Below are 13,915 nucleotides of genomic sequence, written 5' to 3'. Positions count from 1 at the left end.
ATCGCATCGCCAAGAATCGCAAAATGCTTCGATGACAATGAGCCAATCCGGAATGCCATTTCTAGCCAAACGCGTTTTGCCTTGGGGGCCATCATGATCCTTATCCTCGGCGGCACAACCGAAGCGGCGGCACTGGCGCGCCTGCTGGCCGGGCGCCCGGGGATCCCAGCCATGCTCTCGCTGGCCGGCCGCACGCAGAACCCGGCGCCGCCACCCATACCCTATCGCGTCGGTGGCTTCGGCGGCGTGGAGGGGTTGAGCACCTTCCTGCGTGAGCGTCGGGCGAGGGCGATGGTCGACGCCACCCACCCGTTTGCCGAGCAGATGTCGGCCCAAGCGGTAGCGGCGGCGCAGCGGACGGGCGTACAGCTGCTCGCCCTGCGCCGTCCGGCCTGGCGCGCCGAGCCCCGCGACAACTGGACCGAAGTCGCGGATGCCGAAGCGGCGGCCGTCGCGCTGGGGAGCGAACCGCGCCGCGTCTTCCTTACAACCGGCCGGCTGGAGCTGCCGGCCTTCCTCGCCGCGCCCCACCATTTCTATCTGGTGCGCTCTGTCGACGCGCCGGAAGAGCTGCCGCCACATGCGCGGCTGATCCTGGCGCGCGGACCGTTTGCGGAGGAAGACGAACTTGCCTTGATGCGGGAGGAACGCATCGAGGTGGTTGTCACCAAGAATTCCGGCGGCAGCGCGACTTACGGCAAGATTGTCGCGGCGAGGCGACTGGGGCTGCCGGTGATCCTGTTGAAGCGGCCGGAGGTGGCTGAGGTGGAGACAGTGACGACGGCAGAAGAGGCGCTGGCCTGGATCGAAAGGCGGTTGGGTTAGGACGAGGCGCAACCTAAAGCCTCCCCCACGAAGCTGGGGGAGGTGGCCGAACGCAGTGAGCTCGGAGGCGGGGTGGTCCGCTAGCCGCTTATGACAGGATGAGGTGCCATTTCGCAAAGAAGCGGAGCGCTTTCCTGAGAGGTCGAGCCTGTCGGCCCACACCCCATCCGACCCCACTTCGTCGGGCCACCTTCCCCAGCTTCGTGGGGAAGGCGAGTCGCGCTCTACGACCTCGTTCCACCCCTCCATTCACGCCTCCCAGCGACGGGGCGAATAGACCCACGGCTCCTTGTCCTCGCGTTCGATCATCCGCGTCTGCGACGAGCCGATCAGCACCAGCGTGCGCATGTCGACATCGGCCGGCTCGACCGCCGCCAGGCTGGTATAGACGATTTCCTCGTCCGGCCGCCCCACCGCCTTGGCCAGGATGACGATACGCTCGCCGGCCTTTCGACGCAGGATCTCGAAAGCTCTCGCGATCTGGTCCGGCCGTGCCTTGGAAGCCGGGTTGTAGAAGGCGAGCACGAAATCGCCCTCGGCCGCCGCAACCAGCCGCTTTTCGATGACCGACCAGGGCTTGAGATTGTCGGAGAGCGAGATCACGCAGAAATCATGGCCGAGGGGGGCGCCGATGCGAGCCGACGCCGCCAACACCGCCGTCACGCCGGGTGCCACCACGATGTCGAGCTCGCGCCAGGCCTCCTCGCCGGCCTCGACCGCTTCGAACACCGCCGCTGCCATGGCGAACACGCCGGGATCGCCGCCTGAAACCACGGCCACCTGCGCGCCACCGGCCGCAAGTTCGAGGGCATGACGGGCACGGTCGACCTCGACGCGGTTGTCGCTGGCATGGCGCACGGCCTTGCTCGGCGGCGCGCGGTCGACATAGGGGCCGTAGCCGATGATGTCGGTAGCCTCGGCCAGCAGCGCGCTCGCCTCGGGCGTGACCCATTTCGCGGGGCCGGGACCAAGGCCGATGATCATGACACGGCCGGTCATGGGAGGACTCCTACGTCATCCCGTGCGCGGTGCGGCATGCCATGCCGCGCCGCAGACACGGGACCGCCTGCCGAAAGAAACACAACAGGAAAACGGTCCCGTGTCTGCATCGCATCGCTTCGCGCTGCAATGCGCACGGGATGACCGACTATCTCCCTCACAGCAACCGCCCCTGCCCTGGCACCAGCAGCATGGCAAAGTACGGCGCGCCGGTGAAATCGGCCGGCGGCAGGGGCAGGATCTTTTCGCCTGCCATCGTACCGCGCTCGACGTAGACGGTGCGCGCGGCGAGGCCGAGCTCTTCCAGCACCTCGCGCACCTTGGCGAAATGGCGGCCGAGCTTCATGATCACGGCCGCGTCGGCGAGTTCGAGATGGCGTTTGAGCGCCTCGCGCCCCAGCGTCGCCGGCAGCACGGTGAGGATGTCGTCGCCATAGGTGATCGGCGTGCCTGCCCGGGTCCAGCAGCCCGCCATGCCGGAGACGCCGGCCACCACCTCCGTCTCATAGGAGGAAGACAGGCGGTGGAAGATCGGCATGAAGGAGCCGTAGAAGAAGGGATCGCCCTCCGACACCACCACCACATCGCGCCCGGCGTCGAGATGGGCGGCAAGACGCGCGGTGGAAGCGTCGTAGAAGCTGGTAAGCGCCGCTTGGTAGGCCGGATCGGAGGCCGCGACCTCCGTCGTCATGGGATAAGCGAGCTGCTCCTCGATCACTCCCTCGGCGAGAAAGCCCTCTATGATGGTGCGGCTATGCCCCCGATTGCCCAGCTTGCAGAAATAGGCGACGACCGGCGCCGAACGCAGCAATCGCGCCGCTTTCAGCGTCATCAGTTCGGGGTCGCCGGGGCCGACCCCGACACCGTAGAGACGGCCGGCACTCATTCGATTTCGCTCGCCAGCGCATTGATCGCCGCCGCCGTCATGGCGCTGCCGCCCTTGCGTCCCCTGACGATCAGCCAGGGCACATGAGCCCAGGCCTTGAGGTCGTCCTTGGATTCGGCCGCGCCGACAAAACCGACGGGAACACCGAGGATGGCGGCGGGCTTCGGGGCGCCTTTGTCGATCATGTCCATCAGGTGGTAGAGCGCGGTCGGCGCATTGCCGATGGCGACCACAGCGCCACCGAGGTGATTGCGCCACAATTCCATGGCCGCCGCGGTGCGGGTATTGCCGATTTCCCTGGCGATATCAGGCGTGCGCGGATCGTCCAGCGTGCAGATCACCTGGTTGTCTGCAGGCAGGCGGGCGCGGGTGACCCCGTTGGCGACCATCTTGGAATCGCACAGGATCGGGGCACCGGCCCGCAGCGCCGCGCGGGCGCTCGATACCAGATCCGCCGACATCGCGACATCGGCGGCGACTTCCACCATGCCGCAGGCATGGATGATGCGCACGACAACGGGCGCCTGCTCCGCCGTGAAGCGCGACAAGTCGCTCTCGGCCCGGATCATCGCGAAGGAGCGGCGATAGATCTCGGCACCGTCACGGATATAGTCGCGTTCAGACATGGGATTAGGGCATTTCGTCAGTTATGGGTTGGGTTTGACGGGAGCGATTTTGGCCGACGAGAAGGAGCGTGAGGACGCAAGCCTTGCGGCTTGCTACGTCCACCACAGGCAAAGCCTGTGGTGTGGCGACGCACTCGTCGGCCAAAAGCGCCCCGCCGCCGGAGGCGGTGAGGTGAAAAAAGGCCAACTGCAGCGTCGCATCGCTCGCCAAGACGAATGTCTTGGCGTCGCGCTGCTCCTCCCATTTGGCCTTTTTTGACCTCATCAAACTCCAATCCATAACTGACGAAACGCCCTAGCTCTTGGAACTGTTCAGTGGCGGGTTCTTGGCCAGGAACGCCGCTATTTCGTCTACTTCCATCGCCGGCCATGGGCTTGCCGCCTTGCTGTCGGCATCGAAAGCCAGAGCGTATCGCCCTGCCTCCCCCACCAGCACGATCGAGGCCGGCGCGCGCCGGGCGCAGCCCTTCGTACAGCCAGAAACATGCACCGAGGCCCCTGCCCGAATGAAAGGCGCCAGCGCGGGCGCAAGCCTTTCGGCATCGACCCTCGCCGGTGCCTCGCCGGATAGACAAGAAGGGCTGCCGGGACAAGCGGCGATGGCAAGGCGGGGGTCCGAGGAGTCGGTGACAAGGCCGAGTGCGGCGATGTTGTCCCCAAGTTTGGTAGCGGGAGCTGTATCCCTGGCGGCCAGCACGATGGCTCGCCAAGGCGTGAGGCGGAGTTCGAGGTTGTGGGTCTCGGCGAGTGTGGCCAAGCCTTCGAGCTGGCCAGCATCGAGTCGACCGAAGGGAGCGGCTGCGGCGAAAAAGGTGCCGTACGATCCAGCCAGGCGCGACCAGCCTCCCCCACGAAGCTGGGGGAGGTGGCCTCGCGAAGTGAGGTCGGAGGGGGTGTGGTCCGCTTGCAATGGAATCTCAGGATAAGGCTGGACCAAGCTTGGTAAAGCCCTCTCCGCATGGGCCTCCGTAGCGGACCGCACCCCACCCCTGCTCAACGCACACCGGAGTGTGCGTGACCTCCCCAGCTTCGTGGGGAGGGCCCGCGCCTCGGCTTGCAGGCGTTTCACCATGTCGCGCATGCGGCGTTCCTCGGGCTGGCGCGAGCGTAAAAATTGTTCCGCCAGATCCAACGCCGCTTCCACAGCCTCGTCCTTCGAAACCAGCCCCAACTCGGCCTCATCCGCCGTCAGCCTGAACGCCTCCGCACTCACCGCCCGCAACCCGATATCCGCCTCGATCCCCTCCAGCGGCAACACCCCGCCGCCGTCGACCAGAAAGCCGAACTTGGCCGGCAGCGCATGAAAGCGCTCGTCGCCCGTCAGCCGCCGCTCCAATTCCGCCGCCAGCGGCCCGGCATCGATCAGTACCGTCTCGTCCAGGCCCGCCAGCGGGCTCGCCAGCACGTTGCGCACCTGTTCCGCCGCCGCGCTGTCATCCAGTACGCCAAGTTCGGAGAGGCGATCCAGCAGCGGCTGGAGGGTCTCATCCCGCACGCCCCGAAGCTGTAGATTGGCTCGTGCCGTCAGATCGAACAGACCGTTGCCATGCTCCCGCGCCGCTCGCGCGAGCGCCGCCGCCAGCGCCGGCGACAATCGTCCGCCGGTCAGGCGCACGCGCACGAGCAGGCCGTCGCCGGTGCGCATCGGCTGGAGGGCGCCTGGGCACCAGCCCTTGCGCTGGCCGCTCATGCCGCGTCGTCCAGAAGCTGGCTGGCGGAGTTGCGCCGCGGCTGCCAGAGGCCGCGTCGGATCGCTTCCGCGAGGCGGGCGCGGATGGCGCGGCCGGCGGCCGGATTGTGCCTTTCGAGAAAGGCGCTGACCTCGGCATCCTCGACATAGGCCTCGTGCATGCGGTCGAAGGCGGCATTGGTGACGACGCCCGCCGTGGCGGAGAAGGCAAAGAGCGAATCCATGGCATTCGCCATCTCGGCAGCGCCTGCGTAGCCATGCGCCATCATGCCGTCGATCCAGCGCCGGCTGGCTGCGCGGCCGTGCACGAGGCGGCCGACCTCCTCGCCAAGGCTGCGCAGCTTCGGGGCCTGAGGATTGGTGAGATCGGCATGGTAGAGCGCGGCCTTGGCGCCGAGCGCCTCCAGCGCCGCGGCGAAACCGCCCTGGTGCGCGGCAAAGGTGACATCGTCGAGAATGTCGATCTCGCGATGGTCCTGGCCATGCACATGGGCATCGGCGCTGGCGACGCGCGCGGCAAAATCCGCGGGCGCGGCATCGCCATCCAAGCCGGCGCCATAGGCATGGGCGCTGGCGGCGAGATAATCGCGGCCGAGATCGGCGCGGGTCTCCCAGGCGCCGCGGGCAATGCGATCGGTGACGCCGGCTCCATAGGCCGAGGGCGCGGCGCCGAAGATGCGCAGCGGGCGTTCGGCAGTGGCTCGGACTGCTTCGGCAAGCGGGTTCCACTCTGGCGTCTCATCCAGCGCTGCGACGGCCCGCACGACCTCGTCGAACAAGGCGATCTGCTGGGCAAAGACATCGCGGAAGAGGCCGGAGATGCGCAAGGTGACATCGACGCGCGGCCGGTCGAGCCTGGCTTGCGGCAGGATCTCAAAGCCGGAGACCCGGTTGGAGCCATTGTCCCAGACAGGCCTGACACCAAGAAGCGCCAGCGCCTGAGCAAGATCATCACCTCCCGTGCGCATGGTGGCCGAGCCCCAAAGGTCGAGCACGATGCGGCGGGGATGGTCGCCATGATCCTGCAGGAAACGCTGCACCAGGGCATCGGCCGCGCGCGATCCAATCGCATAGGCGGCGCGGGTCGGGATGGCGCGCGGATCGAGCGTGGTGAGGTTGCGCCCCGTGGGCAGCACGTCTGCACGGCCCCGTGTCGGCGCACCGGCGGGACCCGGTCGGACGAAGCGGCCGTCGAGCCCGGCGATCAGGCCCGCCATCTCGGCCTCCCCACAGCGTTCGAGCCGGGCCGCAAGCGCCGGGCGCTCGGCCTCGCCGCCGGCTGCTGCCAGAACATCGAGGAGATGGCTGGAGTCCGTCGGCGTCTGCCCGAAGACATGCAAGCCGTCGCGGATCTGCAGCTCCTTGACGTCGCAGAGGAAGGCATCGAGCCTTGCTAGCGTCTCCTCTTCACCGGCTTCGGGCGCGATGCCGCATTCCGCGGTGAGGCCGCCATCTTGCGCCTTCTCGATGATCTCCCGGCGCAGATAGCCCATGCGCCGCTGGTCGAGCCCGTCGGCACTGGCATATTCGTCGATAAGGCGCTCCACTTCGATCGCGGCGCCCGAAAGCCCAGCCTCGCGCAAGGGCGGCGTGAGGTGGCCGATGGTCACGGCGCCGAGCCGGCGCTTGGCCTGTGCCGCCTCGCCTGGATTGTTGACGATGAAGGGATAGAGCACCGGCAGATGGCCGGCCGCCAGTTCCGGGAAACACTCCGCCGAGAGAGCTGTGGCCTTGCCGGGCAGCCACTCCAGCGTGCCATGCGTGCCGAGATGGATCATCGCATCCATGTCGAAGCTCTCGCGCAGCCAGAGATAGAAGGCGAGATAGGAATGGCGCGGCGGCAGGTCCGGCGAATGGTGATCGCCCTTGCGATCGAGGGCCGAACCGCGGTCGGGCTGGATGGCGATGGCGACATGGCCGCAGATCAGGCCGGCGAAGGTGAAGGTGCTGTCTCGGCAGAGCGGATCGGTGGCGGGATCGCCCCAGTGCGTGAGGAGTTTTTCTCGGATGGCTTTCGGGAGGGTGTCGAGCCAGGTGCGGTAGGCTTGGAGGGAAAGGACCGGGGTCGGTGTGCCGGTCTTCGGACCGGCAACTTCTTCGCCGTCGCGGGCATGCCGGTCTGAAGACCGGCACACCAAGCCTGCGCCCTCACCCGAACCGGTATCGTTTGCAAGGGCAGGCGAGACGCCTGCGGTCCCGAGAATCGGTTCCAGCCGCTTTAGCAGTTCCGCCCCGTCTTTCGGCCGCTCCGCTATCGCATACCCCTCCGCCTCCAGCCGATCGAGGATCGCCAGCGTGGAGGCCGGCGCGTCCAGTCCGACGGCATGGGCGAGGCGCCCGTCCGCGCCGGGATAGTTGGAGAGCACCAGGCCGAGCCGGCGCTCTGCCCGCGGCTTGGCGGCAAGCCGGGCCCAGGCCGCGGCCTTGGCGGCCACCGCGGCGATGCGCTCGGCATGCGGCCGATGCGCCAGGTGCGAGAAAGCGCCGGCCTGCCGCTCGGCCTTGAAGGAGATCACGCCGGCGCTGAGGCGGCCGTCGAGTTCGGGCAAGGCCACATGCATGGCGAGATCGCTGGCCGAAAGGCCGCGGCTGGACGCCTCCCAGGCCTCCTCCACCGAGGAGGATGTGATGACCTGCAGCACCGGGCAATCGGCTCTGTCGAGCGGCGAAGCGCCGTCGTCGTCCAGGGCGGAGAAGGCAGTGGCGTTGAGGATGACGGCGGGCTTCAAGGCCCCGAGCTGCCCGCACACCCAGGTGGCGGTCTCGGCGTCCTTGAGGGATCCGACATAGAGGGCGGTGGGTAGGAGGCCGTGGCCTTCCAGGGCCTCTGCAAGGGCTGTGATGGGGGCGGTGTCGGCGGAGAGCAGGATGGAGCGGTAGAAGAGGATGACCGCTGGGAGCGCGGACATCTTGTCCGCATCTTCCTTCTCGCCAGGCGTGACGTTTCCAAGATGCGGACAAGATGTCCGCGCTCCCAGCGTGCCATACTTCGGCACAGTGACCGGCTCGTCCGGATCGCCGAAATCCAACCCGCCCAGCCGCGCGGCATAGAGCAACGACGATCGCGCATTCGCCGCCCCGCCCTCGCGCCAATAGCGCGCCAGCGTCTCCAGCGCCTCCGCCGGCACGGTGGAGAGCGCGGCGAGCCGGCCATCCGGCCTGGCGTCGCCGGGGATCAGCGCCAGGGCGATGCCGTGCGTACGCGCCGCTGCTGCCAGTTCCTCGACGCCGTAGCGCCAGTAGTCCATGCCGCCAAGCAGACGCACGACGATGGCCTTCGCGTGCCTCGCCGTGTTCTCGACATAGAGATCCACCGACATCGGGTGGCGCAGTTTCTGCAAGGGCGCGAGGCGCAGGCCGTCGAGCCCCGTGGCTGCCGCCAGAGCGAGGTCGCTATCGGTCAGCGAGGCAAAGACGATCGGTCCGGGCGCCTGGCCCAGATCGATGGCCGCCTCGCTGGCATCGAGCGAACGCGTATCGGCCGGCAGCAGATGCATCAGTTCTCCAGAGCTTTCCTGATGGCCCCTTGGTCGATGCCCTTCTCGCCGATGATGACGAGACGGCTGGCGCGGGTCTCGCCCGGCGCCCAGGCGCGGTCGAAATGCTGCGAGAAGCGGGCGCCGACGCCCTGCACCAGCAGGCGCATGGGCTTGCCTTCAATCGCGACGAAGCCCTTGATGCGCAGGATGTCATGCGTCTCGGCGGCCGCCTTCAGCCTGCGGACCAGCGCATCGGCCTCGAGAATGGCGGGCAGGTCGACGATGAACGTGTCGAAATCGTCGTGATCATGCTCCTCCTCGTGGTCGTGATGCGAGGGGCGTCCTTCGAGGTCGCTCTCCGCCGCCGCGCCGATGCCGAGCAGCACCGCTGCATCGATCCGGCCCTCGGAGGTGCGCACCACCTTGACGGCGCGCGGCACGGTTTTCTCGATATCCTTTTCGACGTTGTCGGCCTCGACCACCGACATCAAATCGGCCTTGTTCAGCACCACGAGATCGGCGCAGAGGAGCTGGTCCTCATAGACCTCCTCCAGCGGATTGTCATGGTCGAGCGAGGCATCGCCCTCGGCCCGTCGCTTCAGCTCCTCGGGATCGTCGGCAAAACGGCCGGCGGCAACGGCGGCGCCATCGACCACGGCGATCACGCCATCGACCGTCACGCGCGAGCGAATCGCCGGCCAGTTGAACGCCTTCACCAGGGGCTTGGGCAGCGCCAGGCCGGAGGTCTCGATGACGATATGCTCGGGCGCGTTGGGCCGGGCGAGCAGGGTTTCGAGCGCCGGCACGAAATCATCCGCGACGGTGCAGCAGATGCAGCCATTGGCGAGTTCGACGATCGCGTCCTCCGGACAGCTCTCGATGCCGCAGGATTTCAGGATGTCGCCGTCGACGCCGACATCGCCGAACTCGTTGACGATCAGAGCGAGCCTGCGGCCATTGGCGGTGGCAAGGAGATTGCGGATCAGGGTCGTCTTGCCGGCACCAAGAAAGCCGGTGACGATGGTGCAGGGAACCTTGGCAATTTCTGCTTTCAGCGGCGCGTTCATTCGGCAGCGTCCTCGAGGGGTTGGATGGGTGGTATGCGCGCGATCATGCTGCGCTTGAAAGGTTCGGGACGGCCGCGCCATGGCATCAGGCCGTCCGTCGAATGAGCGAGGAGCTTGGCGCCGGTGACGATATCCGGCCCGCTCTCGGCCGTGAGATCGCCGAAGACATAGGTCCAGCTTCCGGGGGCGGACAGTGCCACGGTGCAGGAGCGCTTGCAGTTGCCAAGGCATTCGACCGGCTGGAGCGTCATGCCCGCAGGCAGAAGGCCGGCAAGGCGATCGCGCAGGCGTGAGCCCTGGCGGGGCGCCTCGGGATCATCGCCTTCGCGTCTGCAGGTTACGCAGACATGCACCAGGACTGGCAGAAGAGTTTCTCGCATCGGCCCCATTCATGCCGCCGGAACGGCTGCGGGGCGCTGGAAGCGACGGAAAGGCCGGCGATCTTCCAAAAAGGAACCGGTGGCCGCGGCGCCCCGCCCGGACCGGTGTAACACTGGCGAACAGCAGGTCTCCTGGCTCGCGGTTCACCGCGCACCGCCGCCTTCCCGGTTTCCCAGTGGCCTGTGGCAGAGCGCTCGCCGCTTACAGTTGCGGGGGCAGCCGCGGCTTTGGGAAAGATCCCCGCACCGCATTCCCTCTTCTCTCTCAACGAGAGAAACCGTTCGCGCATGACATAAGGGCCGTGCGAGCAGGCTTGTCAATGTTCACGCTTCCATCGCTGTCTCAAAATCCGGCATAAGGGCATCGAATAGCTCTCAAACATCGAGGCTGCCATGGCCGACGAGACGCCCTCCCCGCCGCCGACACCTGTCATCGAGCCGCCGAAGCGGATCGATGCCACCTTCCGCAATGGCTCGGTGACGGCGATCGGCGTGGTGCTCGCCTTCTCGCTCGGGTTTCTCAACAACTGGGCTTCCCAACCGGGCAACTGGATACCAGAGGACCTCGCCGCCGTGGTCCTCATCGCAGTGGGCATCGTTTTCCAGATCTGGTCGATGGCGGGCATGCTGTCCGTCTCCTCCCTTGAGGAACCGATCTACCGGCGCATCGTCCGAATCTTCCTGATCGGTCTTATTCTGGTTTCCATCGGCGTGCTGGTGGCCATCAGCGGTGACGCCCTCGGCTACAGCAGGCTCCTGCTCAAGCCGTGATTCTTCTCTCTCCCGTCAGAAAGACCGCGACCGCGTGTATCCCTCCCAGCTCGACGATCTGCGCCGTGCCCAGAACCTGCTGACCATCCGAGTGTCATTCTCGGCGCAGGCACTTTCTCGCCGGCGAACATTCAGCCGCAGTCGGATTTCCATCCCAAGCGTTGAACCGACACGGCACTTTGCCGGCTTTGGGAATGCAGTCTGGCGCATGCGAAAATCCCGGCACGCTCCCCTCCGATAACGATGACTCACGTCTGCGTTATCCGGCCGTTCGGCCCCGTTGATTGCTGCTAGTCTGGCCTCCTCGCAATCGCCCAACAGAAGGCCAACGCCGATGGGCCTGGTCTTCTGCCGTGCATCAGCCGCTGAGAGGCCTGCCTATGGTTGCCCTTATTGTAAATAATATTTCGCATCAGCTCGATATTGAGCCCGAAACCCCGCTGCTTTGGGTCATCCGCGACGAACTCGGCCTCACCGGCACGAAGTTCGGCTGCGGCATCGCCGAGTGTGGCGCCTGCACCGTGCATGTCGAAGGCGCTGCCATCCGCTCCTGCCAGACCCAGGTCGGCGACGTCGACGGCGCCCACATCACCACGATCGAGGGCCTTTCGCCCGACGGCAAGCACCCGGTGCAGCAGGCATGGCTGGCCGAGGACGTGCCCCAATGCGGCTATTGCCAGTCCGGCCAGATCATGGCCGCCGCCGCCTTTCTCAAGGATACGCCGCATCCGAGCGACGAGGATATCGACAGTTCCATCACCAATATCTGCCGCTGCGGCACCTATCCGCGCATCCGCGCCGCCATCCATCGCGCCGCCGACATGATGAAGGGGTAGGACCATGAACGCCATCGACAGACACGCGGTTCGCCTGAGCCGCCGGAACTTCCTTGCCATCAGCCTCACCGCCGCCGGCGGTCTGATGATCGGCGGCATCATTCCGCAAGCCGCCAGTGCGCTCGTCGTCGACAACCAGCCTTGGGATGAGACCAGAACCGGTGAGGAGATCAACGCCTGGATCATGGTCGAGCCCGACGACACCGTGATCATCCGCGTCGCCCAATCGGAAATGGGCGAAGGCGTCTTCACCTCGCTGCCAATGATCGTGGCCGAGGAACTCGGTTGTGACTGGGCCAGGGTGAAGGCCGAATATGCCACCGCCAGCCGGAACCTGCGCGAGAACAATGTCTACAAGCGCATGGGCACCGGCGGCTCGGGCGCTGTCCGGCGTTCGCGCGAATTCCTTCAGGCGGCTGGCGCCAATGCCCGCGTGCGGCTGGTGCAGGCGGCTGCCGGACGCTGGAACGTTTCGCCCGACAGCTGCAGCGTCGACAATGGCAAGGTGGTTCACCAGGCCAGCGGCAGGAGCCTGCGCTATGGCGAGCTCGCGGCCGACGCCGCCAAGGTCACGCTCGCCAGCGATCCCGCTATCAAGACGCCGGACCAGTTCACCTTGATCGGCAAGCCGCTGGCCCGTCTGGATACGCCGCCCAAGCTCGTCGGTGCCGCCAAGTTCGGCATCGACATCCGCCTCCCCGACATGGTCTATGCCGCGGCGTCTACCTGCCCCGTCTTCGGCGGCAAGGTTAAGTCCTACGACGAGGGCGCCATCAAGGGCCGGCGCGGCGTCATCGCCGTAGTGCCGATTGAGGGCGGTGTCGCCGTGGTCGCCGACCGTTTCTGGCGCGCCAAGGAAGCACTCGCCAATCTGCCGATCGTCTGGGATGAGGGGCCTGCGGCCAATACCAGCTCCAAGCAGTTCGACGCAGATTATATCGCCGCGCTCGACGGCCCGGCCGTCACGGCCAAGAAGGAGGGCGATGTCGATGCCGGCCTAAACGCCGGCAAGCGCGTCGATGCGATATACCAGGCACCGCATCTCGCCCACGCCCCGATGGGGCCGCTCAACTGTACGGCCCATGTCACCGAGGGCAAGGTCGAGATCTGGATGGGAACGCAGAATCCCGACATGGCCCTGCAGCTCGCGGCCAAGGCTGCCGGTGTGCCGCCGAGCGAGGTCGAGATCCACAACTGCTTCCTCGGCGGCGGCTTCGGCCGGCGCGCGGTCAATGATGAACTCGTGCAGGCCGTGACCATCTCGAAGGCTGTCGGCAAGCCCGTGAAGCTCGTCTGGACTCGCGAGGACGACATGCGGCACGATCGCTACCGCCCGCAGGCTGCCATCCGCTTCCAGGCCGCGCTCGGCACCGACGGCCGGCCCACGGCCATGCATGTGCGCACCGCAGTCGGCTCGATCCAGCGCTCGCTCGGCTGGGGCAAAGTGGAGAACGGCATCGAGCCTTCTGCCGTCGAGGGCCTCGCCAACATGCCCTACCACTCGGCGGCGACGCAGGTCGACTGCATCCTGAAGAACACCCACGTACCGGTGATGTTCTGGCGCTCGGTCGGCTCCTCGCAGAACGCCTTCGCCCTCGAAGGCTTCATCGACGAACTGGCGCAGGCGGCGGGCATGGACGGTTATCGCTACCGCCGCAAGCTCCTGGAGGGCAAGCCCGACTTCCTCGCCGTACTCGACACGCTGGCTGCGAAAAGCGACTGGGACAAGCCGCTGCCCAAGGGGTCCGGGCGCGGCATCGCCATCCACGAGTCCTTTGGCACCATCGTCGGCGAGGTGGTCGAGCTCACCGTCAGCCCGAAGGGCGAGGTGAAGGTCGACCGCGTGGTGGCGGCGGTGGATTGCGGCCATGTCGTCAACCCGCTCACGGCGGTGATGCAGATCGAAAGCGCGGTGGTCTACGGCCTCTCGGCCGCCCTGTTCGGCGAGATCACCATCGACAAGGGTGCGGTGGTGCAGGGCAATTTCGACGATTACGAGGTCGCCCGCCTTGCCGACACGCCGAAGATCGAGACGCATCTGGTGCTGAGCGGTGGCACCAAATGGGGCGGCATCGGCGAGCCCGGCACCCCGCCGATCGCCCCGGCGGTATGCAATGCGATCTTCAATGCCACCGGCAAGCGCATCCGAGCCCTGCCGATCAAGAACGTGGACCTGTCGAGCGGGGCCTGACCGAGAGCGCGGACGCGCCGAACACGGAGTGGCAGTCTCTGACTGCCATCTTCCGCTTGTATAAAGGCTCTGTTTCGAAGAATGGCGATCGGAGGTCGCCACTCCAATCCCGCGTCTCCGCCCGCAAAGTTACCGCTATGGGCGAGATGCCTGCGGTCCCGGGAA

12 protein-coding genes and 1 riboswitch are annotated in these 13,915 nt (G+C 66.7%); of the genes, 4 read left to right on the top strand and 8 right to left on the bottom strand.

Going from position 1 to position 13,915, the window contains the following annotated elements:
- Window positions 1-93 precede the first annotated feature (93 nt).
- Window positions 94-825: a cobalt-precorrin-6A reductase gene (locus ACMDCR_RS07045; protein WP_413991843.1), complete on the top strand. Its 732-nt coding sequence runs from the start codon at window positions 94-96 to the stop codon at window positions 823-825.
- Window positions 826-1,074: 249 nt separating this feature from the next.
- Here the strand turns inward: ACMDCR_RS07045 and cobJ are convergent, their stop codons facing one another.
- From cobJ to ACMDCR_RS07005, 8 genes are all read right to left on the bottom strand, one after another.
- Complete coding sequence (cobJ, locus tag ACMDCR_RS07040) at window positions 1,075-1,824, bottom strand: precorrin-3B C(17)-methyltransferase (protein ID WP_413991842.1); 750 nt, start codon at window positions 1,822-1,824, stop codon at window positions 1,075-1,077.
- 157 nt (window positions 1,825-1,981) lie between these two features.
- A complete protein-coding gene (locus tag ACMDCR_RS07035; protein ID WP_413991841.1) occupies window positions 1,982-2,710 on the bottom strand; it encodes a precorrin-2 C(20)-methyltransferase in 729 nt (242 codons plus the stop codon).
- Window positions 2,707-3,336 carry a precorrin-8X methylmutase gene (locus ACMDCR_RS07030; RefSeq protein ID WP_413991840.1) on the bottom strand — a complete coding sequence of 210 codons (630 nt, stop codon included), beginning with the start codon at window positions 3,334-3,336 and terminating at the stop codon, window positions 2,707-2,709. The genes ACMDCR_RS07035 and ACMDCR_RS07030 overlap by 4 nt, the downstream gene beginning before the upstream one ends.
- 4 nt (window positions 3,337-3,340) lie before the next feature.
- The gene (locus ACMDCR_RS07025; protein WP_413991839.1) at window positions 3,341-3,601 is read right to left on the bottom strand and encodes a hypothetical protein; all 261 of its coding nucleotides are present in this window, start codon (window positions 3,599-3,601) and stop codon (window positions 3,341-3,343) included.
- Between the two features lie 30 nt (window positions 3,602-3,631).
- Window positions 3,632-5,026: a precorrin-3B synthase gene (gene cobG / locus ACMDCR_RS07020; protein ID WP_413991838.1), complete on the bottom strand. Its 1,395-nt coding sequence runs from the start codon at window positions 5,024-5,026 to the stop codon at window positions 3,632-3,634.
- Window positions 5,023-8,523: a cobaltochelatase subunit CobN gene (gene cobN, locus ACMDCR_RS07015; RefSeq protein WP_413991837.1), complete on the bottom strand. Its 3,501-nt coding sequence runs from the start codon at window positions 8,521-8,523 to the stop codon at window positions 5,023-5,025. The genes cobG and cobN overlap by 4 nt, the downstream gene beginning before the upstream one ends.
- Window positions 8,523-9,572, bottom strand: coding sequence for a cobalamin biosynthesis protein CobW (cobW, locus tag ACMDCR_RS07010; RefSeq protein ID WP_413991836.1), 1,050 nt, complete (start codon window positions 9,570-9,572; stop codon window positions 8,523-8,525). Before cobW ends, cobN begins: the two co-directional genes overlap by 1 nt.
- On the bottom strand, window positions 9,569-9,952 hold the full coding sequence (locus tag ACMDCR_RS07005) for a DUF1636 family protein (RefSeq protein ID WP_413991835.1): 384 nt from the start codon (window positions 9,950-9,952) through the stop codon (window positions 9,569-9,571). The genes cobW and ACMDCR_RS07005 overlap by 4 nt, the downstream gene beginning before the upstream one ends.
- Window positions 9,953-10,056: 104 nt before the next feature.
- Window positions 10,057-10,250: riboswitch (cobalamin riboswitch) on the bottom strand.
- A 95-nt stretch (window positions 10,251-10,345) separates the two neighbouring features.
- On the opposite strand from ACMDCR_RS07005, the gene ACMDCR_RS07000 reads away from it, so the two are divergent.
- The 3 genes from ACMDCR_RS07000 to ACMDCR_RS06990 all read left to right on the top strand — a co-directional run bounded on the left by ACMDCR_RS07000 (window position 10,346) and on the right by ACMDCR_RS06990 (window position 13,750).
- On the top strand, window positions 10,346-10,723 hold the full coding sequence (locus tag ACMDCR_RS07000; protein ID WP_413991834.1) for a hypothetical protein: 378 nt from the start codon (window positions 10,346-10,348) through the stop codon (window positions 10,721-10,723).
- A 380-nt stretch (window positions 10,724-11,103) separates the two neighbouring features.
- Window positions 11,104-11,559, top strand: coding sequence for a (2Fe-2S)-binding protein (locus ACMDCR_RS06995; protein WP_413991833.1), 456 nt, complete (start codon window positions 11,104-11,106; stop codon window positions 11,557-11,559).
- A 4-nt stretch (window positions 11,560-11,563) separates the two neighbouring features.
- Window positions 11,564-13,750, top strand: coding sequence for a molybdopterin cofactor-binding domain-containing protein (locus tag ACMDCR_RS06990; RefSeq protein ID WP_413991832.1), 2,187 nt, complete (start codon window positions 11,564-11,566; stop codon window positions 13,748-13,750).
- The last annotated feature ends 165 nt before the right edge of the window (window positions 13,751-13,915 follow it).

The sequence above is a fragment of the Labrys okinawensis genome, from assembly GCF_047345005.1.
GTDB classification, from domain to species: domain Bacteria; phylum Pseudomonadota; class Alphaproteobacteria; order Rhizobiales; family Labraceae; genus Labrys; species Labrys okinawensis.
The sequence above is the reverse complement of the archived record's forward strand: the minus strand, read 5'-3'. Positions and strand labels throughout refer to the sequence as shown.

Coding starts and splice junctions, on each gene's coding strand:
- cobN (WP_413991837.1), bottom strand. CDS start 8,523: ATGCATCTGCTGCCGGCCGATACGCGTTCGCTCGATGCCAGCGAGGCG.
- ACMDCR_RS07030 (WP_413991840.1), bottom strand. CDS start 3,336: ATGTCTGAACGCGACTATATCCGTGACGGTGCCGAGATCTATCGCCGC.
- ACMDCR_RS06995 (WP_413991833.1), top strand. CDS start 11,104: ATGGTTGCCCTTATTGTAAATAATATTTCGCATCAGCTCGATATTGAG.
- cobJ (WP_413991842.1), bottom strand. CDS start 1,824: ATGACCGGCCGTGTCATGATCATCGGCCTTGGTCCCGGCCCCGCGAAA.
- ACMDCR_RS07025 (WP_413991839.1), bottom strand. CDS start 3,601: ATGAGGTCAAAAAAGGCCAAATGGGAGGAGCAGCGCGACGCCAAGACA.
- cobW (WP_413991836.1), bottom strand. CDS start 9,572: ATGAACGCGCCGCTGAAAGCAGAAATTGCCAAGGTTCCCTGCACCATC.
- ACMDCR_RS07000 (WP_413991834.1), top strand. CDS start 10,346: ATGGCCGACGAGACGCCCTCCCCGCCGCCGACACCTGTCATCGAGCCG.
- ACMDCR_RS07005 (WP_413991835.1), bottom strand. CDS start 9,952: ATGCGAGAAACTCTTCTGCCAGTCCTGGTGCATGTCTGCGTAACCTGC.
- cobG (WP_413991838.1), bottom strand. CDS start 5,026: ATGAGCGGCCAGCGCAAGGGCTGGTGCCCAGGCGCCCTCCAGCCGATG.
- ACMDCR_RS07035 (WP_413991841.1), bottom strand. CDS start 2,710: ATGAGTGCCGGCCGTCTCTACGGTGTCGGGGTCGGCCCCGGCGACCCC.
- ACMDCR_RS06990 (WP_413991832.1), top strand. CDS start 11,564: ATGAACGCCATCGACAGACACGCGGTTCGCCTGAGCCGCCGGAACTTC.
- ACMDCR_RS07045 (WP_413991843.1), top strand. CDS start 94: ATGATCCTTATCCTCGGCGGCACAACCGAAGCGGCGGCACTGGCGCGC.